Annotated in this window: 20 protein-coding genes; 5 read left to right on the top strand and 15 right to left on the bottom strand. The window is 41.3% G+C overall.

The genetic code is table 11. From position 1 onward, the window contains the following. Positions 1-370: 370 nt before the first annotated feature. From gcvPB to gcvT, 4 genes are read right to left on the bottom strand one after another with little or no spacing between them, the layout of a single operon-like run. The gene (gene gcvPB, locus H0W64_07190; protein MBA3661494.1) at positions 371-1,831 is read right to left on the bottom strand and encodes an aminomethyl-transferring glycine dehydrogenase subunit GcvPB; all 1,461 of its coding nucleotides are present in this window, start codon (positions 1,829-1,831) and stop codon (positions 371-373) included. Continuing rightward, entirely contained in the window at positions 1,819-3,198 is a 1,380-nt protein-coding gene (gene gcvPA / locus H0W64_07185) for an aminomethyl-transferring glycine dehydrogenase subunit GcvPA (GenBank protein MBA3661493.1), read from the bottom strand. The genes gcvPB and gcvPA overlap by 13 nt, the downstream gene beginning before the upstream one ends. Positions 3,199-3,235: 37 nt before the next feature. After that, positions 3,236-3,625, bottom strand: coding sequence for a glycine cleavage system protein GcvH (gene gcvH, locus H0W64_07180; GenBank protein MBA3661492.1), 390 nt, complete (start codon positions 3,623-3,625; stop codon positions 3,236-3,238). A 35-nt stretch (positions 3,626-3,660) separates the two neighbouring features. Continuing rightward, complete coding sequence (gene gcvT, locus H0W64_07175; GenBank protein MBA3661491.1) at positions 3,661-4,743, bottom strand: glycine cleavage system aminomethyltransferase GcvT; 1,083 nt, start codon at positions 4,741-4,743, stop codon at positions 3,661-3,663. Between the two features lie 173 nt (positions 4,744-4,916). On the opposite strand from gcvT, the gene H0W64_07170 reads away from it, so the two are divergent. Next, positions 4,917-6,872, top strand: a complete 1,956-nt coding sequence (locus H0W64_07170) for a hypothetical protein (protein ID MBA3661490.1) — start codon at positions 4,917-4,919, stop codon at positions 6,870-6,872. Here H0W64_07170 and H0W64_07165 read toward each other — a convergent pair. The 4 genes from H0W64_07165 to coaBC all read right to left on the bottom strand — a co-directional run bounded on the left by H0W64_07165 (position 6,856) and on the right by coaBC (position 11,268). Further along, positions 6,856-8,061 (bottom strand): UbiH/UbiF/VisC/COQ6 family ubiquinone biosynthesis hydroxylase, encoded by a 1,206-nt coding sequence (locus tag H0W64_07165; protein ID MBA3661489.1) that lies wholly within the window; start codon positions 8,059-8,061, stop codon positions 6,856-6,858. The genes H0W64_07170 and H0W64_07165 overlap by 17 nt on opposite strands. A gap of 67 nt (positions 8,062-8,128) precedes the next feature. Further along, a complete protein-coding gene (locus H0W64_07160) occupies positions 8,129-9,514 on the bottom strand; it encodes a phosphomannomutase/phosphoglucomutase (protein ID MBA3661488.1) in 1,386 nt (461 codons plus the stop codon). A 1-nt stretch (position 9,515) separates the two neighbouring features. Further along, positions 9,516-10,031 (bottom strand): dUTP diphosphatase, encoded by a 516-nt coding sequence (gene dut, locus H0W64_07155; GenBank protein ID MBA3661487.1) that lies wholly within the window; start codon positions 10,029-10,031, stop codon positions 9,516-9,518. Positions 10,032-10,059: 28 nt separating this feature from the next. Beyond that, positions 10,060-11,268 carry a bifunctional phosphopantothenoylcysteine decarboxylase/phosphopantothenate--cysteine ligase CoaBC gene (coaBC, locus tag H0W64_07150; GenBank protein ID MBA3661486.1) on the bottom strand — a complete coding sequence of 403 codons (1,209 nt, stop codon included), beginning with the start codon at positions 11,266-11,268 and terminating at the stop codon, positions 10,060-10,062. Positions 11,269-11,426: 158 nt separating this feature from the next. Here coaBC and rpmB point away from each other — a divergent pair, with 158 nt between their 5' ends. Further along, positions 11,427-11,666 (top strand): 50S ribosomal protein L28, encoded by a 240-nt coding sequence (gene rpmB, locus H0W64_07145; GenBank protein MBA3661485.1) that lies wholly within the window; start codon positions 11,427-11,429, stop codon positions 11,664-11,666. Between the two features lie 17 nt (positions 11,667-11,683). Beyond that, entirely contained in the window at positions 11,684-11,878 is a 195-nt protein-coding gene (rpmG, locus tag H0W64_07140; GenBank protein MBA3661484.1) for a 50S ribosomal protein L33, read from the top strand. Between the two features lie 210 nt (positions 11,879-12,088). Here the strand turns inward: rpmG and H0W64_07135 are convergent, their stop codons facing one another. Further along, positions 12,089-13,270: a fatty acid desaturase gene (locus H0W64_07135; GenBank protein ID MBA3661483.1), complete on the bottom strand. Its 1,182-nt coding sequence runs from the start codon at positions 13,268-13,270 to the stop codon at positions 12,089-12,091. Positions 13,271-13,351: 81 nt separating this feature from the next. On the opposite strand from H0W64_07135, the gene mutM reads away from it, so the two are divergent. After that, complete coding sequence (gene mutM / locus H0W64_07130) at positions 13,352-14,167, top strand: bifunctional DNA-formamidopyrimidine glycosylase/DNA-(apurinic or apyrimidinic site) lyase (GenBank protein ID MBA3661482.1); 816 nt, start codon at positions 13,352-13,354, stop codon at positions 14,165-14,167. A gap of 48 nt (positions 14,168-14,215) precedes the next feature. Here mutM and H0W64_07125 read toward each other — a convergent pair whose 3' ends face one another. Continuing rightward, a complete protein-coding gene (locus tag H0W64_07125; protein ID MBA3661481.1) occupies positions 14,216-15,931 on the bottom strand; it encodes an ABC transporter ATP-binding protein/permease in 1,716 nt (571 codons plus the stop codon). 159 nt (positions 15,932-16,090) lie between these two features. Here H0W64_07125 and H0W64_07120 point away from each other — a divergent pair, with 159 nt between their 5' ends. After that, positions 16,091-16,864 carry an OmpA family protein gene (locus tag H0W64_07120; GenBank protein MBA3661480.1) on the top strand — a complete coding sequence of 258 codons (774 nt, stop codon included), beginning with the start codon at positions 16,091-16,093 and terminating at the stop codon, positions 16,862-16,864. 23 nt (positions 16,865-16,887) lie between these two features. Here H0W64_07120 and waaC read toward each other — a convergent pair whose 3' ends face one another. From waaC to nhaA, 5 genes are read right to left on the bottom strand one after another with little or no spacing between them, the layout of a single operon-like run. Beyond that, entirely contained in the window at positions 16,888-17,898 is a 1,011-nt protein-coding gene (gene waaC, locus H0W64_07115; GenBank protein MBA3661479.1) for a lipopolysaccharide heptosyltransferase I, read from the bottom strand. Beyond that, a complete protein-coding gene (waaF, locus tag H0W64_07110) occupies positions 17,898-18,917 on the bottom strand; it encodes a lipopolysaccharide heptosyltransferase II (protein MBA3661478.1) in 1,020 nt (339 codons plus the stop codon). Before waaF ends, waaC begins: the two co-directional genes overlap by 1 nt. 8 nt (positions 18,918-18,925) lie before the next feature. After that, the gene (locus H0W64_07105; protein MBA3661477.1) at positions 18,926-19,129 is read right to left on the bottom strand and encodes a zinc-finger domain-containing protein; all 204 of its coding nucleotides are present in this window, start codon (positions 19,127-19,129) and stop codon (positions 18,926-18,928) included. Positions 19,130-19,171: 42 nt separating this feature from the next. Beyond that, positions 19,172-19,876: a CDP-alcohol phosphatidyltransferase family protein gene (locus tag H0W64_07100; protein ID MBA3661476.1), complete on the bottom strand. Its 705-nt coding sequence runs from the start codon at positions 19,874-19,876 to the stop codon at positions 19,172-19,174. A 41-nt stretch (positions 19,877-19,917) separates the two neighbouring features. Next, a complete protein-coding gene (gene nhaA / locus H0W64_07095; GenBank protein ID MBA3661475.1) occupies positions 19,918-21,045 on the bottom strand; it encodes a Na+/H+ antiporter NhaA in 1,128 nt (375 codons plus the stop codon). Between the last annotated feature and the right edge of the window lie 64 nt (positions 21,046-21,109).

Here is a 21,109-nt window from a genome sequence, read left to right as displayed (position 1 = left end):
GTCTTTCAGCACAAATCCATCATTTGTTTAGAGTGAACATTGCGTGACATTGTTGGCTTGATGATCGACCAGAAGCACGGGTTGCAGATGATGGGGGAGTTCGCCTTGGGTGCGGCTTGATGAGTGGATGGATCATCGGGGTTTACGTTAAAGTGTTGTGGGACTGTAAAGGTTTTAAGGTGTGTGAGGATGTGAGGGTTTCCCGTGTTACGCGCTACGCGTTCCCCGGGCTACTGTTCCCATACTATTTCCGTGGTAATGTACAGCCTGGGGACGCGCGAAGCGCGTAACCCAGGACCATCACATCAACATGCCTTTGCGAAATGAAATGTGGCGAGCTACTTTTTTGTGGATGGAAATGGAATCTAAATTATTTTCCTCGCCAGATTAGATTAAGTTCTCTTGCGGCCTTTACATCATCTAAACGTTTAACAGGAAGCGTGTAGGGAGCGCCCTTAAGTAGAGTGGGATCTTTTTTTGCTTCAGCGTAAATGGCAATAAGGGCATCTGCAAAAGCATCTAAGGCTTCTTTGGTTTCCGTTTCAGTGGGTTCAATCAGTAAGCATTCGGGAACTAAGAGCGGGAAATACATCGTGGGCGCATGAAAGCCGTAATCTAATAAACGTTTGGCAACATCAAGAGCCGTAATGTTGAGTGATTTAGATTCTTTCTTTAACGTGACAATAAATTCATGGCTTGCTCGGCGAGTAGGGTAGGCAAGCGTGAACCCGGCGGACCGTAAACGTTCTTGTAAATAATTTGCATTCAATGTCGCAAATTCGGAAACCCGTTGCATCCCTTCTTTACCAAGTAAACGGGCATAAAAATAAGCGCGCAAAATGATGCCTGCATTCCCCATAAACGCAGATAGCCGTCCTATACTTTGTGGGCAGTCAGCAAGCGTTAGCCAACGAAACCCCGATTCAGTTTTAGCTACACGAGGTATAGGAAGAAAAGGTGTTAAGCGCTGGTTAGCTACAACGGGTCCACTGCCAGGACCACCGCCACCGTGCGGCGTTGCAAAAGTTTTATGTAAATTAAGATGCACTACATCAAATCCCATGTCGCCCGGACGGACTTTTCCTAAAATGGCATTAAAATTTGCTCCATCGTAGTAAAGCATACCGCCAGCTGTATGAACGATACGAGCAATCTCTTCAATCTGCTGTTCGAACACACCTAACGTTGAAGGATTGGTCAACATAATACCGGCGGTCTTTGGTCCAACGGCAGCTTTTAAAGCCGTTAAATCTACATTTCCTTCATGATCCGTAGGAATTTCATGAATTTTATAACCACACTGCACCGCAGATGCGGGATTGGTACCATGCGCCGCATCGGGGACTAAAATTTCATCGCGAAGAAGGTCACCACGACTTTGATGATAAGCCCGAATCATGGCAACACCGACAAACTCCCCTTGCGCACCCGCCATCGGTGTTAAGCAGGCAGTTTGCATCCCAGTAACTGCTTGCAAAATTTCTTGTAACTCATAAGTGCAAGCCATGAATCCTTGGCTATGCTCTTCGAGAGACAGAGGGTGGTGTTTTAAAAATCCATCCAGCGATGCCAGTGCGTGCACAGCGCGTGGATTATATTTCATTGTGCAAGAACCGAGTGGATAAAAATGTGTATCGATGGAAAAATTCATGTTAGATAATCGGGTGTAATGTCGTACGACTTGTAATTCCGATACTTCAGGTAAAACTGGCAAGGACTTTCGCAATAATGCTTCCGGAATATCATCACAACAGTGTTGATCGGGTTCTTTAGGCAAAACGGCTTTAGCATAACGATCAGTGCGTGATTCTTCAAAAATTAGCCGTGACATACTAACTTTCCTCCTGCTAATAAATGAGCTAGCTGATCGCGCAGCATCGCAAGATCGACTGACGTTTTTGTTTCAGTCGCAGCAATGAGTATGCAATCTTGTAACTCCGGATACGTTTCGCTTAAAGCGTATCCCCCCTGAATTCGAGATTTAGCCAATTCGGCTAAAACTTCTTTTGCAGGTTTATTTATTTTAAAAACCACTTCATTAAAGAAGGGTGCGGAAAATACTTGCTGAACACCGGGAATGGTTTGCAACATGACGGTTAATTCGCGTGTACGTTGATGAGAAAGCTCAGCCAGCCGGCGCAAGCCCTTCGCGCCCATTAAACTCATAAAAATAGTTGAAGCAGTTACCATTAACCCTTGGTTAGTGCAAATGTTAGAAGTCGCTTTACCACGGCGAATATGTTGTTCGCGCGCTTGCAGTGTTAAAACAAATCCACGTTTACCATCGAGGTCAACGGTTTGTCCCACTATTCGACCCGGCATTTGTCTAACTAAAGCTTGTTTACAACAAAGAAATCCATAATAAGGTCCGCCCGATGCAAGTGGAATACCCAACGGTTGGCCCTCACCGCAAGCAATATCAACACCATTTGTGCCCCATTGACCCGGGGGTTTGAGAAGCGTCATTGCTAAAGGATTGACGACGCCAATTGAAAAAATTTTATGATCCCGTGCCCAATCGGTTAGTTCATCAACGGCTTCCAATGCACCAAAAAAATTAGGTTGAGGAATGACTAAAGCCGCGACGTCTTCAGTCGCAAATTTTGCTAATAGATTAAGATCAATTCTACCTGTCGTCTTATGATAAGGAACTTCAATTAATTCGATTGCTTGTTGCTTAACAATTGTTTCTACAGTATGGCGATAATGTGGATGAACAGTTCGTGGTAATAATATTTTTACTTTGTCTTTTTTATGTAACCTTGCAGCCATTAAAATAGCTTCAGCAAGCGCTGATGCGCCCTCATACAATGATGCATTTGAAACATCCAGCTGCATCAAGTTGGCCATCATGGTTTGATATTCATAAATTAATTGCAAACTACCCTGACTTGCTTCTGCTTGATAAGGTGTATAAGCCGTCATGAACTCGCCACGGGTAGCTATTTGCCAAACCGCCGCTGGTATAAAATGTTCATAAGCACCGGCACCGATAAAACATAACAATTGCGCATCGCTTTCAGCTCGCACTTCCATTTGTTGACTGAGTTCGAGTTCTGATAACCCTTCCAAAACATTGTCAAGTTTTGCAATGCGTAAATTTTTAGGAATTTCTTCAAAAAGTGTATCGACTTTATCAATGCCAATAGTAGCAAGCATTTCTTGCACATCTTTTTTCGTATGGGGGATAAAAGGCATACTCATTACCAGCTAGTGAAAGGAAAAAATAAATGCATTAGTGAGCTTCTGATGCCACTACTTTAGTATATTCATCAGCATTAAGAAGTTCAGGCTTTTGACGATCGAAAGGACGCACGCGTACCAACCAACCTTTCCCATAAGGATCTTCATTAATAAGTTGCGGATTTTCAATGACAGCGTCATTAATTTCAATGATTTCGCCTGGTACAGGACAATAAATATCTGCAGCAGCTTTAACCGATTCAACCACAGCGCATTCTTGTCCCATTTCAAAATTACTTTCCAATTCCGGCAGCTCTACATAAACAAGATCACCTAACATTGTTTGAGCATGATCGGTAATGCCAATGGTTAGCATCTCATTTTCTTTTTTGATCCATTCATGGGTTTTCGTGTACTGTAATTGTGGTGGAATTTTACTCATTGCAATGCTCCAAATTAAATCTGTATGGGTAACGCTTATTCAAACATTTTTTTACCTTTGCGCACAAAAGGTGGTTTAACAATTTTGGCAGGAATAGCTTTATTACGAATCTCTACGGTACAAGTCTCACTAATCTGCACGGGCACGCGGGCTAACGCAATGCTTTTAGCAAGCGTCGGTGAATATCCACCACTTGTAACATACCCTTCTGGACCGTTCGCAAAAACAACCCGTTGATGGTTGCGAATAACACCGGGTCCTTCTAATACCAGACCGACCATATGGCCTGCTGGGTTTTGATTTTGCAACAAGGAAAGTGCCTTGCGGCCAATGAAATCACGATCTGTTGGTTCCATTGCAACCGTCCAACTTAAATTTGATTCCAAGGGCGTAACCGTTTCATCCATATCATTGCCATATAAATTTAAACCCGCTTCCAAACGCAATGTATCACGGGACCCCAACCCGCATGGCTTGATGCCGGCGACGAGGGCTTTTTCCCAAATGGATTCAGCAAAAGCCACGGGAAAAATCATTTCAACGCCTTCTTCACCTGTATAACCTGTTCGCGCTATCAGCCAGTCGTCAAACGTAAGGAAAGAAAAATTTTTGAGGGCAGAAAGATCTTCTTTACTGATCACATCCATCTCAGCAACTTTCTGATAAGCAAGTGGACCTTGAATTGCAAGCATGCACAAGTCGAGACGTTCCTGGATGGTTAACTCAAACGCATTACTTTGTTTTCGCATCCATGCTAAATCTTTTTCACGTGTACCGGCATTGATCACAATGCGGAAATCTGTTTCCGATAATTTATAAACAATTAAATCATCGATCACACCACCCTTTTCATTCAGCATGCATGTATAAATTGCTCGCCCCGGTGTAATACGATCAATATTATTTGCAAGCAAATAACGTAAATAAGGTGCAGCATCTTTTCCAGAAATATCGACAACTCCCATATGAGAAACATCGAACATCCCTACTTCACGACGAACAATATGATGCTCTTCAATTTGCGAACCATAATGTAACGGCATGTCCCACCCAGCGAAATCAACAATTTTGGCCTGCGCTTTGACATGCTGCGCATAAAATGGTGTTTGTTTACCCACGTTTTTTACCCTTTTCTAGATTAGACTTGCGTGCAGAAGTATATAACGATTCCAATCTAAAATGAACGCCTTGAAAGATGCTTAAAAGAAAGAAACATTTTTCTTTTCTTAAGTCTTTCTTAAGAAAAAGACCATATGATCGGGTTTGTTAAATCATATTCATGGAGCAGATAATGACAATAAAAGATGGACATAAAAATCATATAAACACAATGATTGGATATTTATTGGATTTCTCGGAAGACCCACGCGAATTGAGCAAGGAAATTGACGAGTTAATTTTAGCCCTTTCACAACCAGTCAATGTAGAGAATAGTTTTTATCATTTCCGTAAATATTTACTTCAACCCCAAGAAACGTTATTGGGTCTTGAAAACATGAATGATAAAGATCATCAAATTACAATTGGTGAAGCTAGACGCTGCTTACTCGAACTTTGCCAAAATGCCTTGTCTGGATTGATTACGCCTAATTCGTTGCACTTTCAATCTCTAAAACAAGCCTTTGAGAAAATGGTGCTTGAATTGAGTCATCAACATGATAATCAAAACGTTTTTAAATCGCTTTATCCCGCCGCAGATGGTGGAATGGTCATTGGAAGTCATATTGAAAAGCCCGGCCAAATTTATAATGCATCCATCAGTTTTTCTGGAGACCAGGCTTATTTAAATTTTCATATAACAAAATATTTTAATACGAATACTTATCATAAATCTTTCCAAGCTGCGCCCATTCATGATCCAACATTTAATGTGGCAACCTTCATTCTCCATATTTCTGCTAAAGCAAATAAATATGCCGCAAAAGTGGTCAAAGAATATGTACTCGATTTTTTTTTGGGAAACAAATATATTTCGCTCGTAGAATTTGTTTCGCTTTTATCAAATAAAAATAATAGCTTTGTTTTAACCCATGAATTTTATTTGGATTTATTTCTCAATAATAAAATTGACATTGATTTTTTTAATAACGTTAGTGATGCAATTATCGATCCAAATGTTATTGATTTAATCAAGAACAAGTTATGCACCTATGATCATTTGCTTTTAATCCAACCCCACCATGTACCGCTTATTATTGCTTACAATAAATTATTATTAACTCATACCATCACGATCGATCAGATTATCGATATAGACAAAGACCAAAGTAAAATATTTAAAATGCCAGTCATTATTAATAAAATTATGAAACATGATTATAATTTTAACGATGTAAAAAAAATACCATCTTACTTAAAACCTATCTTAAGCAAACAATTTAATAATGAGTATTTAGCCACACATGATGTCCCAATTTATGCATTGACGAGAATAGATGAAGCAAAAGCTAAGTTATTACAAACGAAAGAAATGCAAGATTTGATGGATAAAAATATAATTAATTTTTTAGATATCCATCAATTTGAACCAGAAACCCGTGCAGCTATTACTCGGCCTAAAATTTTAAAATTATTGACAGATAGGTTGCTCACTCTCGACCAATTAAATAGTCTACCTTTAAGCGGGATCAAGCTTGTTGATGAACATCCTTACATTACGGATTGGCTGAAACAAGGCATCATTAATGATACATCGCTTTATGCAAAAAAATTAAAACACTTCTATGCAGAAGTGTATGCAAATCGGTTGCTAGCACTTATTAACAATAAACCATTTACGTGTTCTAATCACATTGATTCTATGATTAGCCTTAAAAAAGAAATGCGTTTAACGGCGTATCATGCTGAAGTGACTAAAGAAAAGCTTATCGAAGCTATTAATGATGTTCTTTTGGAAAAACTAAAGCATCAATTTAAAAAAAATCTAAATCAAACTTTACCTTATTATACTGCTCAATGTTTACGTGAATTAAAGCATATACTTACCCATTCGCATGGATTTTCTGCAAAAGATAAATTAATTCAATGTAGCCTTAAGGCAAGTGAATTTTTGAATGAAACGCAAGATACTCCTGTAATTAAAAAACAAAAAAGCATGCCCTCTGACGGTTTTTTTAAAGGAAAGCAGTCATCTGAAATTAATTTAGATCAGCTTTGCAAAGGGTTGAGTGAACTTCACGCAATACTTGATCCCCATGCGGAAATTGCAGTAAAACCCAATCAATCTTTTTTTAGCTTCCTATCTTAGGTAAATAACGACGGTTACCTACGGCATAATTAATTAAAAAAGATTTAAGGGTTACCCATCGGTTTACACTTTGCAGCCCTTTTACACGGGCTGCTTGCAAAAACGAAGATTGATTTTGATATAATTTTTCTAAGCTATCAATCATCATCAGCATCGGTAAATTGTCAGCTTTACGCCAACGCTCGTAACGACGCAAAGGACGTATTCCGCCGATATCATGATCACGTGTCTCGCTCAAGACTTCCGCCAAGGACGCGGCGTCAAGTAATCCTAAATTCACACCTTGTCCCGCAAGAGGATGAACAAGATGAGCTGCATCACCCACCAATGCAATTCGTTCGCGAATATAGCTTGCAGCTCTGGCACGAGTGAGTGGAAAAATTTGTCGTTCCGCGACCCATTCCACTTCGCCTAGTTGTTCAAAACAAATAGCCTGTAATGTAGTTTTAAATGACGAAACATCACAATCAACTAACCGAAGGGCGTCGTCTTTGGGTAATGACCACACAATAGAAGAAAGATAAGGATCCTGCAGCGGAAGAAAAGCCAGTATACTGTTCTGCAAAAAAAATTGGCGAGCAATGGCAGTGTGAGGTTTTGAACTTTTAATATTAGTAACAAGTGCTGATTGATTATAATGAACTTGGTGGTTCGCTATGCCAGCTTTACTGCGCAACCACGAACCTGAGCCATCGCAAGCAATGGCTAATTTTCCCGAAAAACACACGCCTTGTTCAGTTGTTAATGTAACTTTATCTTCCCCATAACTCACAGCGTTTAACTGTACTGGGCGCACCCACGTAATGTTGTCGAATGCTTTTACTTTTTCAGCTAATGCCCAATGTAAGAGTTGGTTTTCAACAATAAAGCCTAACGTTGGCTCCCCGATCATTTCAGCCTTAAAATGTAGTTCAGCATGATGAGCATCAACAACCACCATTTCAGCAAAAGAACTCACGCGATGATGGGCAATTGTTTCCCACACCCCCACGTGCTTTAAAATACGCATGGTTGATAAGGTTAACGCACTAACACGATGCTGGTAAGGAGTAGAGGACCAGGTAGGTGGAGAGGGATTGGTTTCTAAAATTACAATTTTTTTATTTTTCTGCGCGGCTAACATGACAGCAAGCGCACAACCTACAATGCCGCCGCCGACAATAAGCATATCATAATCATGACACTGCATAAGTAACTCGATTAAAGGCAACCTTTTAAAGTCGCCTCGCTTATTTTAATTAATTTTTATTTGTCATTTAAAATGGTAAAACTAAATCAGGTTTAACTGATAACAACCAACTCCGAAATAAGTTTTGAATATTGACTAACATCGTTTCATTGATGGCTTCAAATCGTAAAATCAAATACGGACTTGTATTGGAAGGTCGAACTAAACCCCAACCTTTAGCGAAATTAACGCGTACTCCATCAAATGTAATGATATCTTCTGCATCCGCAAAATGAGCTTGCTCACGCAAACGGTCCATCAAGGCAAACTTTTCTTCTTCTTCGACTAATATCTTTAATTCGGGGGTATTAACACTATTAGGGACAGCTGCAAAAAATTCGGCACTCAGCTCAGCTTGTTCCGACACTATTTCAAGTAGGCGTGCACCTGCATAAAGTGCGTCATCAAAGCCATACCACCGATCGTTAAAAAAGAAATGTCCACTCATCTCACCGGCTAATAGCGCTCCGGTTTCTGCAACTTTGGCTTTAATTAACGAATGACCCGTTTTCCACATTAAAGGGACACCGTGATGAGCGCGGATTAATTTATCCAAATGTTGCGTACATTTAATATCATAAATAATTTTGGAATGGGGTTTTTTTAATAATAAAGCTTTGGCAAAGACCATGAGTAATCGATCTGGATTAATAATTTCTCCAGCACTCGTCACAACACCTAAGCGATCACCATCGCCATCAAATGCTAAACCCAAATCAGCTTGATGTTCACGTACCGCCTTGATTAAATCTTGCATGTTCTCAGCTTGCGAAGGATCGGGATGGTGATTGGGGAAAGTACCGTCTATTTCACAAAATAATGGAATGACATTGCAGCCTAATTGTTTAAATAACGCCGGCGCAATTTCTCCCGTGACGCCATTTCCCGCGTCAATAACAATTTTGAGAGGACGCGCCAAAGTAACATTATGCGTCATGTGGTAAATATAACGTTCGGCTATATTAACTTGACGATAAACGCCCGCGCCGACAACAAAACGTTTTTCAAGAATGCGTTGGTATAAATTTCGAATGCCCTCCTCGGCGAGCGTACAACCCTGGATGACAATTTTTAAACCGTTATAATCCGGTGGATTGTGACTGCCAGTTAGCATTACGCCTGAATGCTCAGTAAAAACATGTGCTGCATAATACAATAAAGGCGTGGGTGCTTGCCCTATATCAGTAACATCACATCCCGTCGCCAATAACCCTTCGCGAAGTGCCTGACTTAATGCAGGACCCGACAAACGCCCATCACGTGCCAGTGCGATTTGCGTTTCACCTTTTTCTCGAATTAAGGAGCCGATGGCTTGACCGATTTGAAAAATCGTTTGGGCATTAAGTGTATCGCCTGCAATCCCTCTAATATCATAGGCTCGAAAAATCGTCGGGCTTAAAACGTCCTTTATCATTTTAATTTTTTCCTGAATGACCAAATCCACCTTCCCCGCGCGAGGTTTCTTCAAATTCTTCTACGACTTCGAAGTTTGTCCGCACAATAGGTACGATGACCATTTGTGCAATGCGGTCCCCTGGTTCGACTGTATAAACAATTTCACTCCGGTTCCAACAAGAAACCATCAGCGGGCCTTGATAGTCTGCATCAATCAACCCAACTAAATTACCTAATACTAATCCATGTTTATGACCTAAACCGGAGCGCGGTAAAATAATGGCGGCAAGCTGAGGATCGGCAATATAGATAGCTATACCGGTTTTAATTAAAACGCTTTGATTCGGCAATATTGCTAAAGGCGCGTCAATGCAAGCGCGTAAATCAAGACCTGCTGCATGACTTGTTTCGTATTGAGGTAAAGGATACGTTGTTCCGATTCTTGCATCCAAAATTTTAAGTTGTATCGTTTTGTTAACAGGAACGTTGGACGATAAATCAGATAGCTTGGATAGATGGTTTAAACTTTCAGTCATAATGAATTACTCATCTATTAAAAGTGAATTAGACAATGGGTCTCGCTTGATAACGGTGTGCAATCAATTCGATCAATTGGCGGGCGAGCTTTTCTTTCGGCATACGGGGAAAAGCAACGTGCTCATGTGCATCAATGACCGTCACTTCGTTATCATCGGATCCCAGACCAACTTTTTCTCCGACACGATTAGCAATAATGATATCCATTTGCTTACGCACACGCTTTGCACTCGCCTGATTAACCACATCCTCTGTTTCTGCTGCAAATCCCACAACAAAAGGACGTGGTTTTAATTGACTCACAGCCGTAATAATATCTGGATTACGGTGAAGTGTCAGTTGCATTGACGCATCCGTTTTATGAATTTTTTGAGTCGCAATGGCTTCACTGCGGTAATCACCCACCGCAGCAACGCCTATAAACAAATGACAAGTTGTCGCCCTCGTCATAACGGCTGCATACATTTCTTGAGCACTTTTGACTGGAATAATATCGACACCTTCGGGCGGATTAAGGGTCACAGGACCACTGATGAGCGTGACTTTCGCGCCAGCTGCATGTGCTGCCGCAGCTAAGGCATATCCCATTTTTCCAGAACTGCTGTTACTGATAAAACGGATGGGATCAATTGCTTCCACCGTCGGGCCTGCAGTGATGAGAACGCGCTGTCCTTGCAGTTTTCCTGTTTTAAATAAATTTGCAACTGCATCCACAATGGCGTGCGGTTCCATCATCCGACCAGGGCCCACATCCCCACACGCTTGACTACCTTGATCCGGTTGCAAAAGGTGGACTTGATTGGCTTGCAAGATTTGTAAATTATTTTGCGTGGGTGCGGAAAGCCACATGCGCTGATTCATGGCGGGCGCGATCATAAGGGGTGCAAGTGTAGCAAGACACAGCGTCGTTAATAAATCACTTGCCGTACCATGGGCAATGCGAGCCATCGTATCTGCAGTTGCTGGAGCAATCAAAATAAGGTCCGCCCATCGCGCGAGCTCAATATGGCCCATTGCAGCTTCTGCCTGCAGATCAAATAAATCATCATGGATAGGGAATCCGGAAAGGGCTTGCATGGTGAGGGGCGTAATAAACCGTTTGGCGTTCTCCGTCATGACGACTCGCACGATGGCGCCTGCTTCTCGCAAGCGACGGGTCAGATCAGCACTTTTGAATGCTGCGATACTTCCCGTCACCCCTAAAATAATATGTTTACGATCAAGATTTAACGTCATATAAACCTACCTAAAACTGACTCGATCTAGTTAATTATCACCCCATGGAATTGAGGCTAGGTTGCTTTAAAATATTGCTCTCACAAGGAGATTCTGGTATAAGTTGCACCCTCATAACATCATCCTTCGTTTAATGAATTTTTTATAGAGACTACATCATGGCTAAAAAATGCCCAGTCACTGGCAAAGGTCCTTTAGTGGGAAATAATGTCTCACATGCCAACAATAAAACAAAGCGTCGTTATCTACCCAATTTACAATATAAGCGTTTTTGGTTAGAAAATGAAAAGCGTTTTGTGCGTTTACGCGTGAGCACGCGCGGTATGCGGATTATCGATAAATATGGTATTGAAACCATACTTAACGACTTGAAATTACGCAGTCAAATTGTAAATTAAGCAAAAGGTTACTTTCCATGCGCGATAAAATTAAAATGCTCTCCACGGGTAAAACTAAAGCCGGTAAGACTACGGGTACCTTTAAGACGACCACAAAAAACAAAAAGAAAACAACAGAGAAATTAAAGCTGAAGCATTATGATCCCCGTGCTTACAATGCCGAGACCGGCAAGAATGGCATGCACGTTTTGTTTGAAGAAACGAAGATTTAATAATATTGCTTCATCTGCGCTTTTTATCCAGATTGTCTTGAAGGTTGGTTTTACAGTAAATCAACCTCTTTTTTTACCCCCTGTCTCTTTTTTTACTCTATAAAAGATTGGGTTTGCAGCGATTAGCTGTTGACTTTAAACTTTCAAAAAGACAAATTGAAGAAGAATTAAGAAGCAATCGTTAACAGATTACTTCTTAATTTCATGAGGTTATCTAGCTTCTTGCGGAACGTAGGTTTTCAATCGACGCGCGAAATTATGTAACGTTTCAATGCGCGTGGCTTCAGCTTGCTGACACCATTCATGGAGCGCATCTAATAACTCTTTTTGACTTGCGGTACTTCTGCTCCAAATATCCTGCAACTTCAGTCTAAATTGATACAGCACGCGTAAGGATTGAAAATGTTCCAAAACCTTAGCCAATTTAGCACGGTGAGAAGGATGCATAATGGAAGCTTCACGCACTAAAGCAGTCTCGGCATCCGAATCCAGTAAGGATTTATTTGCATCATTCGTTGCACGTTTTTTCTCTTCACGCAAAGCAGGCAACATTACATCGCGGGTGTAACGCGCCATAACTTGTAAGCGGTACGTGATAAGCGCGGTGAGTGTATCGGAATCGATAGATGTTTTATCTGGAATAACTTTAATTTCCGGCACTTTTCTTTTAGGTTTAGCCAAGCCAAAAACTTGTAAAGTACGAATTACCATCCAGCCTGCGTCAACCTCCCACCATTTGGCAGAAAATTTAGCAGAACTTGCGAAAGCATGATGATTATTGTGTAACTCTTCACCGCCAATAAAAATACCGAGCGGTACTACATTACGTGAAGCATCTTTACTTTCATAATTTCGATAGCCCCAGAAATGTCCAATCCCATTCACAACACCGGCTGCAAAGAAAGGAATCCAGCCCATTTGAAGTGCCCAAATTGTCAAACCTAAAGGACCAAAAAGGATGATGTTGGTGGCTAACATCGAGAGGATGCCAAGCATCGAATGTTTAGTATAAACATTGCGCTCCATCCAATCATCGGGTGTACCTTCACCATATCGCTCCATAGTCTCAGCATTGGTCGCTTCTTTACGGTAAAGTTCAGCCCCTTCAAAAAAGACTTTTTTAATGCCGCGTGTTTGTGGACTATGAGGATCTTCATCCGTTTCAACACGAGCATGATGTTTGCGGTGAATAGCAGTCCATTCTTTGGTCACCATCCCTGTTGAAACCCATAACCAAAAGCGGAAGATATGACTAACAATAGGATGCAAATCCACAGAACGATGAGCTTGGCAACGATGTAAATAAATCGTAACCGAAAGAATAGTAAGTTGAGTAAAGCCAAGTAGAACCAGCAAATAGCCCCACCAGGGTAATTGGATCAGACCAAGCATGCAAAATTCCTCTTAAAAAATGGGCCCAAACAAGTTAGTCTGGGTTTCGCATCATTATAATATAGATCGAAATTTAAACCTATGCCTGAATTACCCGAAGTAGAAACAACCCGATTAGCATTGAAAAATTTTGTTATTCAACAAGTTATTAAGTCGGTGACGCTACGCCAACTCAAGTTGCGCTGGCCTATTCCTGCAGATTTAGATAAAAAATTACACAATAAAACCGTCTTAGATTTAACCAGAATGGGTAAATATTTACTTTTTCATTTTCAAAACGGTGCTTTACTCCTTCATCTCGGCATGTCAGGACGTCTTCATTTTCATCAAGAACCGTGCGCACCCGGCGCTCACGATCACGTTGATATACATTTCCAGAATGGGACATTTTTACGATTTACCGACCCCCGGCGCTTTGGTGCGCTACTCTGGACTGAGGCGCCATTTGCCGAACATAAACTTTTAAAACATCTTGGCATTGAGCCTCTCATCAAAACGTTTAACGCTGCTTACTTGTTTGAACAAACTAGACGTCGAAAACTCCCTATAAAATCGCTCTTGATGGATAGTAAAGTGATTGTTGGCATTGGAAATATTTATGCGCAAGAAGCCTTATTTGAAGCGGGTATCAAACCAACCAAAGCTGCCGGCCTTTTGACCCTTGCGCAAAGCGGACGGCTCGTAAAAGCCATTCAAAGTGTTTTAAAAAAAGCGCTCAAAAGCGGGGGCACAACTTTTCGAGACTTCCGCAGTCCCGATGGAAGCCGTGGTTATTTTTCGCTGAAACTTAAAGTGTATGGAAAAGAAGGACTGCCGTGCAGCGTTTGCGCCTCTACGCTCAAAACAATCCGTATGTCAGGTCGGAGTACCGTGTATTGTAATTTTTGTCAGAAATAGAAACGTTTAGAGTGAGTTGCTTTACTACACGTCAAGTGTACGTTTACCTTAATGCTGCGCACTAAATTGCTCTAAATCTACAACATGGTGGTGGAATGCATTAATACTCGGACGGTGGCCGATGCTGATGATAGAGCACTGAGGGAGCTTGGTTTTTACCAGCTGATAAAGTGACGCTTCATTCGCTAAATCTAACATCGATGTGCTTTCATCGAGAAAGACCCAATCGGGTTTATGCAGCAAGATACGGGCGAAAGCAATCCGTTGCTGCTCTCCTGGAGACAATTGCTCGGACCATGCCGCTGTTTCGTTCAGGCGCGGGATTAAATTCGACAAATTGGTTTCTTCTAAAGCTTGCTTAATTTCATCCTGCCAATGAGCGTCGTGTTTATGAGGAAATAAAATAGCATCAGCCAAAGAACCAAGCGGCATATAAGGTTTTTGAGGAACAAACATCATTTGTTGATCGCGAGGCAAAATAATATTGCCGGAGGCATAGGGCCAAATGCCAGCTAAAGCGCGAATAAAAGTACTTTTACCGATGCCAGATCGTCCAGTAATTAAATAATTTTGGCCATGTTCGAAAGTCGTGTCGACTTTCACTAAAAGTTTTTCATTGCGTGGTGTTTCGATATTAATGTCTTGCGTAATGATAGAATTTTCGTCATGTCTGGTGGTGACCAAATGATTTTGTGCCGCAGCTTTATGCTCAATCTCATCTAAATGATTAAGAAAACTAGTGAGTCGATTTGAAATTGCTTTCCAATTTGCAATTTGATTGTATGAATTAACTAAATAAGAAAGAGAGTCTTGCACCCGCCCGAATGCTTGCAAGCTTTGCATCAACCCGCCCAATAAAAAAACTTTGTCAAAATAATTAGGTAAAGCAACAGCGAGAGGCAGAATAACGGCAGCTTGATTATAGCCTGCGGTAAACCATAACAACATTTTTTGCCGCATGATTATGAGATAAAAATTATCTAAAACGCGGCGAAATGAATTTTTCAAAATATGCTTTTGATGCGCCTCACCTCGATATAATGCAACGTGTTCTGCATGGGTCCGTAAATCCATCGCAACATAACGAAAAGAAGCTTCACGTCGTTGTTGCTCAAAATTAAGGGAAATAAGGGGATGACCAATTTTAAATGTTATTAAAGTCCCTAACAAAGCATAGATTAAACTGACCCAGACTAAATACCCGGGAATATTTAAATGACCTAAACTCCCTATAGGAATGGTCAATACACCGGAAAGCTGCCAAAGAATATAAATAAAAGCAAAAAAAGTGGTAACCGCTCCCACAATGCCAATGGCTAAATCCAACGAAAAGTTAACTAAGGCACCTGCATCTTCTTGAATACGTTGATCAGGGTTATCTACACGTTTGTCGAATTGCTCAAGATAATAATAACCACGATTTTTTAACCAACGATTAATAAATTGGTTGGTCAGCCATTTCCGCCAACGTAATCCAAACATTTGGGAAAGATAAAAACGATAGACAGCAAAGACAATATAAAAGGCTGCTAAGGCAAAAAAAATAATGAGTAATCGAACGGCGGCTTTTTTATCGTAAGCTTGCAAAGCATTATAAAAATAATTGTACCAATAATTAAATACAACATCGAAAGCCACTAAAACAATGGTCATGCCGATGATCACGGCGAATAAAACAAATGCGAGATAACGCTGGTCAGATTGCCAGTAGGCGCGAATGATTTGCCAGGTTGTAAATTGCCGTGAGGTAATTAATTGTTTCATCACTACCCTACAAAATTTATCCTAAAATTTATACTACTGAAATGCGTTCCGTATTGCTATGGTCTTGCTTTAACCAAAAGAGGGGTTGGCCTGAGTCAGAATTCCATGCAAAATAAGAAACCATCTCGAAGTCCTCAGAAAAGCGAGCAAAAACTGCGTATGAAGAAGCGCGTATCGATTTATTTCCTCCTTTTTACTTTAACGCAATTGATCTGTGGCTGTAGCTATAATCCATTTATTGCAAATAATCATCTCACGGGCTCTCCCGCAGGCGCGGCCATTGGTGCAGGGGTCGGTGTGGGTGGTACAGCATTACTAAACGCCCCTAAACCTGTGATGGCGATTGCCGGGATTGGTGGTGGCATGCTGGGTTACTATGTAACGACGTTACGTTATGATGCTGGTGGCATCTTCCAAGCGGGTGGTCAAGTCTATAAAGTCGGGGGATTTATTGGCATTTACATGCAAACCGATAAACTGTTTGAAACAAACACGGCAATCTTATTACCCCAAGCGGAACCCATTTTAGATAGTGCAGTGCAAGTACTTAACCGCACGCCACGAAATAATATTGTTATTTCGGGCAATACGAGCGGTTTTTATCGTTCTAAATGGGAGCAATGTTTATCGGAAGAACGCGCTAAAGTGGTTAGCGCGTACCTGTGGAATGCTGGAATTAATAATTTTAAAGACACAGGACCCGATATGCGAAAACTCAACTATGTCGGTCACGGTGACTATTTCCCTATTGCAAGCGACCTTACAGAGGAAGGTCTTCGCAGCAATAGCCGCATTCAAATTACTTCCTATCCCTCTGACTGCGATTTGAGGTTAGACCAAGGTAACATGACCGTGCATAACATTGGCGCGACCGATGATTCAGGAATATCCAATTATTCAAAGCAACGTTGTCGTGGAAATGGAGATTGCTAAAATTTGCAGGGACCGCTGAAAAATCACAAATACGCTTGCAAAGTTTGCCAAACTAATGCCGGTTTAATGGTCTCAAAACAAGCGGGCGCAACATCACGGGTGCCTTTGAAATGACATTGACGATTAATACATGGTGCACAGGGAAATTGCGCTGCAAGTTGATGCGAGTGATTTCCTAATGCGCCCGTGTAAATTGGATTCGTTGAACCATAAAGTGATACCGTTGGAATATTAAGCGCCGCAGCCAAGTGTCCAAAACCTGTATCCACCGTTATCACGGCTTGCGCACCGCTTAAAATCGTAAACATTTGAGGTATTTTAACGTAAGGTAAAACTTCGACATTTTCTATATTGCGCGCGATTCGTTTCGCTCTTGCAACTTCTTCATCATTTCCACCACTAATCTTAATATGAAAATTTGCAGATTGCGCCAATGACGCAAGTTGAATCCAATAAGCCTCTGGCCATTGCTTACTTTCCCATGTCGTACCATGTAAAAAAACAAGATATGGATTTTTTTCTCTGTGTGTTGTTGTTGGCGTAATACCAAATTGAGGTAAGGTATTTTTAAGCGGATAATTAAGCGCAAGACTAAATAAATTGCGCATGCGAATAACGGCGTGTTGATAAAAATTGACTGGATATTTTTCCTGATAAGCAAAAGATGCATAACTTTCGCGCGCTGATTTAAAATCTAATCCTGCCCGCTTACCTTTGGCAAAAAAAGTTAAGAATGCACTTTTTACTAAGCCCTGCGCATCTAGAATCAGATCATATGATTCATTTTTAAGAAGCGATCGCAATGCATGCAAACCTTGATAGGTTTCTTTAGAAAAAATATTTTTACGCCACCTTCGTAAAGCAACCGGAATGACTTTGCTAACACTTGGATGCCACGCTGGTATACTTGCAAATGATTCTTCGACCATCCAATCAAATTGGATATTTTTTATGGCATGAGTTGCATCCGTTAAAGCTGGCAACGTGTGAATGATGTCGCCCATCGACGATGTTTTGACCAGTAACACTCGCATTAATGTGTCCCCCAGCCAGCGATCAGTGACAAAATTTGCTGGGGGCGAAGTTCACGCATGCATTGATGATGGCCCAAAGGACATTCACGTTCAAAACAAGGCTGACAGGGTAAATTCTGCTTTAAAACGCGCGCCGAGGTTGAAAGCGGCGGCGTAAATTTGGGACTGGTCGGCCCATATAATGCAACGAGAGGTCTTTGAAGCGCTGCCGCGACATGCATTAAACCTGAGTCATTGGTTACAAGACCGGTAGCATAGGAAAGTAAATCAATGGTTTCAGCAAGCGTAACTTTACCGGCAAAATTATGACATCCGCCAGTTAAACCCTGCTGAATCACTTGCGTAATAGCGTCATCATGCTTTGATCCAAATAACCAGACTTGCCATCCTTCTTTAACTTTAGCTTGCGCAACTTCTGCAAAATATTCTGTCGGCCAGCGTTTGGCTGAACCAAAAGCAGCTCCTGGCGATAAAGCAAGAATGGGTGCTTGGGTAGCATGAAGGTGTAATCGATCAAGCGTCAGTTGCCTTGATTCTTGTTGAATCGAGAAGGCAGGATAGGCATACGGTTGCGGTAATATAGAATTTTTAGGCAAACCAAGCGCCATATATTGTTCAATCAAAAGTGGATGGCTTTGCTTATTAAGCACGCGAGGATCGGTTAATAACACACGACGACCTTCCCGTTGATAACCTGTGCGCCATGGGATTTTTGCAAACCAGGGAATTAAGGCCGACTTAAAAGAATTAGGAAGAATAATAGCTTGATCATACTGAGCAGTGCGTAAAGTACATCCTAAATGGAACCGTGCTTTTAGGTGTAACTCACCGTGTGCCATAGGCAGAGGAATAGCCTGATTGATTTCAGGCATACGGGATAAAATTGAAAACGTCCAATCAGAAGCAAGCACATCGATTTGATGGAGGGGATTTTGTTGTTTCAGCAATTTAAATAACGTTTGAGCCATGACCATATCACCAACCCAAGAGGGGCCGATGACAAGAATTTTACGAGCCATGGCAAACACTACTTTTCAAGAGGCTTAAATCCTTGTAATACATATTCTGCACCACAGTAAGGACAAACCACTGAGCCTAATTCTTCGATGGGTAAATAAACCCGAGGATGGGCATCCCAAATGCGTCGGTCGCGTGGCGGACAAGAAAGTGGCAAATCTTGGTGAGAAATTTCGTAACGTCGTTTTGTACACGCTTGTTTATCGGTTTCCATCACAACACCTTTTATTATCATTATAAACCGAAGACTTAAATGTTACTCCGCAGTATTGAGCGGTACCCAAGTTCGATACAAACTTATCGCAAGATAAAGCACCAAATAACCTACCGAAATGGCAACTAAAAAATGATTAGACTTGGGATAAAGCCAAAGCAACCCACAAGTCGCAACGCCCCATATGACAGTTAAAACAATCATGCATAAACGTAGATATTTATTATTAGTTAAATAATCCAAGCGAGAAGGATAGACGTATTTAATCGGTACAAAGCTTAATACGGCGAGCAATAAGACGATAAACATGTTGGTTAACGGAGTCATTTGCCAAAAGAAGAGATAAAAAACCACAATGTTCCAGTAGCTGGGGAAGCCTTTAAAAAAATGATCAGTTGTTTTTGCATCGACTTGTGTGAATTGATAAGCAGAGGAGAAAGTTACAATCATCACACAAAAAATTCGACAATATTCAGGTAACAAATCAGTCACGAGTAAAAAGAAACAGGGGACTAAAGTATATGTAAAAAAATCGACAATATTATCAAGTAAGGCACCATCAATTTGCGGCACAGCTTCTTTGATTCTAACGCGACGTGCAAACATGCCGTCGACTGCATCAATAAATATAGAAGCCCACATTAACCATAAAGCGAGCAACCAATTATGTTGATAGATGGCGAGTAAAGCTAGTAATCCAATGCATGCACCGCTCGCTGTAAAGCAATGGATTAACCACCCAGTAATGCGTCTTGATAAACTTACTGAGGGTGAAAAATACGCATCTGTCAAACGAGTCTACTCCTCTCTTTGGACGTTTTAGCAAAAGCCACACACAACATTAAGGCTCCCATTATGCCTGAGAGCAATGAGCCAATGACGACCCCCAGTTGCACTTTGGCAAAATATACACTGTCATTTGGGAAGGACAGGGTACCAAGAAACAAGCTCATAGTAAAACCTACACCGCAGAGCAAAGCGATTCCGTAAAAACGCAACCATGTGGTATCGCGGGGAAGTTTTCTCCTCCAACAAGCTACTATCCCAACACCTGTCATCACGCCAATTTGCTTGCCGAGAAAGAGACCTAAAATAATACCTAACACCAGCGTATCGGTTAAGTTTTCCCAATTAAATAGGGTTAAGGAAACACCTGCATTAAGGAAAGCAAAGAGTGGCATGATGCCATAAGCGACCCAAGGGTGGAGGGTTTGCTCAATTTTTTGTAAGCTTATCGCCCCGCTAGCCGGTCGATTCGGCAGCATCAATGCGAGTATACAGCCCGAGATGGTGGGATGAATATGGGCATTGAGGCAAGCAACCCAGAGCAGCCCCCCGAAGAGTAGATAGAGGCTTAGTGATTGAATTGCATATCGATTTAAAATGAAAAGACTCGCTATTGCCAGTGCTACCCACGCCATTCCTAGCCAAGTGAAGGCGTGAGAATAGAACGTTGCGATGATAATGATGGCACCCAAATCATCATAAATTGCGAGTGAAAGTAAGAACAGTTTTAAAACAGCAGGCACGCGTTTTCCGAATAAAGATAGAATGCCAATAGCAAAAGCAATATCAGTTGCAACTGGAATTGCCCATCCTTTTACGTGATTTTCGTGCGAAATATTAATTCCATAATAAATCAGCGCAGGGATAACCATTCCTAATAATGCACAGATTCCTGGTAAAATAAGTTGCTCTCCCCGCAACTGTCCTTGGCCAAAGCTGCGCTTCAATTCAATACCAATAAGAAAGAAAAAAACGCTCATCAATCCCTCATTAACGATAAAATGCAGCACAACGTTCCCAGCGTTTGGCTTAAGAAAATAAGGCGAGTTGACCCATAAAAAGGAAAGAATCGTCGCTCCAAATAAAATGATGCCGCTTGCAGCTTCCATTTGAAAAAATTGTTTCAGAATATTAGTTGTCTTCATCGCAGCGCCTTAAGGGTTTAGCAGTATTGTGTTTCGGACAGTTATGAAA

The sequence above is a fragment of the Gammaproteobacteria bacterium genome (genome assembly GCA_013816845.1).
Lineage (GTDB): Bacteria > Pseudomonadota > Gammaproteobacteria > DSM-16500 > DSM-16500 > Aquicella.
The sequence above is the reverse complement of the archived record's forward strand: the minus strand, read 5'-3'. Positions and strand labels throughout refer to the sequence as shown.

Bases quoted from the DNA above. Each gene is read 5' to 3' on its own strand.
- gcvPB (MBA3661494.1), bottom strand. From the start codon at position 1,831: ATGTCACGGCTAATTTTTGAAGAATCACGCACTGATCGTTATGCTAAA.
- gcvPA (MBA3661493.1), bottom strand. From the start codon at position 3,198: ATGCCTTTTATCCCCCATACGAAAAAAGATGTGCAAGAAATGCTTGCT.
- gcvH (MBA3661492.1), bottom strand. From the start codon at position 3,625: ATGAGTAAAATTCCACCACAATTACAGTACACGAAAACCCATGAATGG.
- H0W64_07170 (MBA3661490.1), top strand. From the start codon at position 4,917: ATGACAATAAAAGATGGACATAAAAATCATATAAACACAATGATTGGA.
- H0W64_07165 (MBA3661489.1), bottom strand. From the start codon at position 8,061: ATGCAGTGTCATGATTATGATATGCTTATTGTCGGCGGCGGCATTGTA.
- H0W64_07160 (MBA3661488.1), bottom strand. From the start codon at position 9,514: ATGATAAAGGACGTTTTAAGCCCGACGATTTTTCGAGCCTATGATATT.
- dut (MBA3661487.1), bottom strand. From the start codon at position 10,031: ATGACTGAAAGTTTAAACCATCTATCCAAGCTATCTGATTTATCGTCC.
- coaBC (MBA3661486.1), bottom strand. From the start codon at position 11,268: ATGACGTTAAATCTTGATCGTAAACATATTATTTTAGGGGTGACGGGA.
- rpmB (MBA3661485.1), top strand. From the start codon at position 11,427: ATGGCTAAAAAATGCCCAGTCACTGGCAAAGGTCCTTTAGTGGGAAAT.
- rpmG (MBA3661484.1), top strand. From the start codon at position 11,684: ATGCGCGATAAAATTAAAATGCTCTCCACGGGTAAAACTAAAGCCGGT.
- H0W64_07135 (MBA3661483.1), bottom strand. From the start codon at position 13,270: ATGCTTGGTCTGATCCAATTACCCTGGTGGGGCTATTTGCTGGTTCTA.
- mutM (MBA3661482.1), top strand. From the start codon at position 13,352: ATGCCTGAATTACCCGAAGTAGAAACAACCCGATTAGCATTGAAAAAT.
- H0W64_07125 (MBA3661481.1), bottom strand. From the start codon at position 15,931: ATGAAACAATTAATTACCTCACGGCAATTTACAACCTGGCAAATCATT.
- H0W64_07120 (MBA3661480.1), top strand. From the start codon at position 16,091: ATGAAGAAGCGCGTATCGATTTATTTCCTCCTTTTTACTTTAACGCAA.
- waaC (MBA3661479.1), bottom strand. From the start codon at position 17,898: ATGCGAGTGTTACTGGTCAAAACATCGTCGATGGGCGACATCATTCAC.
- waaF (MBA3661478.1), bottom strand. From the start codon at position 18,917: ATGGCTCGTAAAATTCTTGTCATCGGCCCCTCTTGGGTTGGTGATATG.
- H0W64_07105 (MBA3661477.1), bottom strand. From the start codon at position 19,129: ATGGAAACCGATAAACAAGCGTGTACAAAACGACGTTACGAAATTTCT.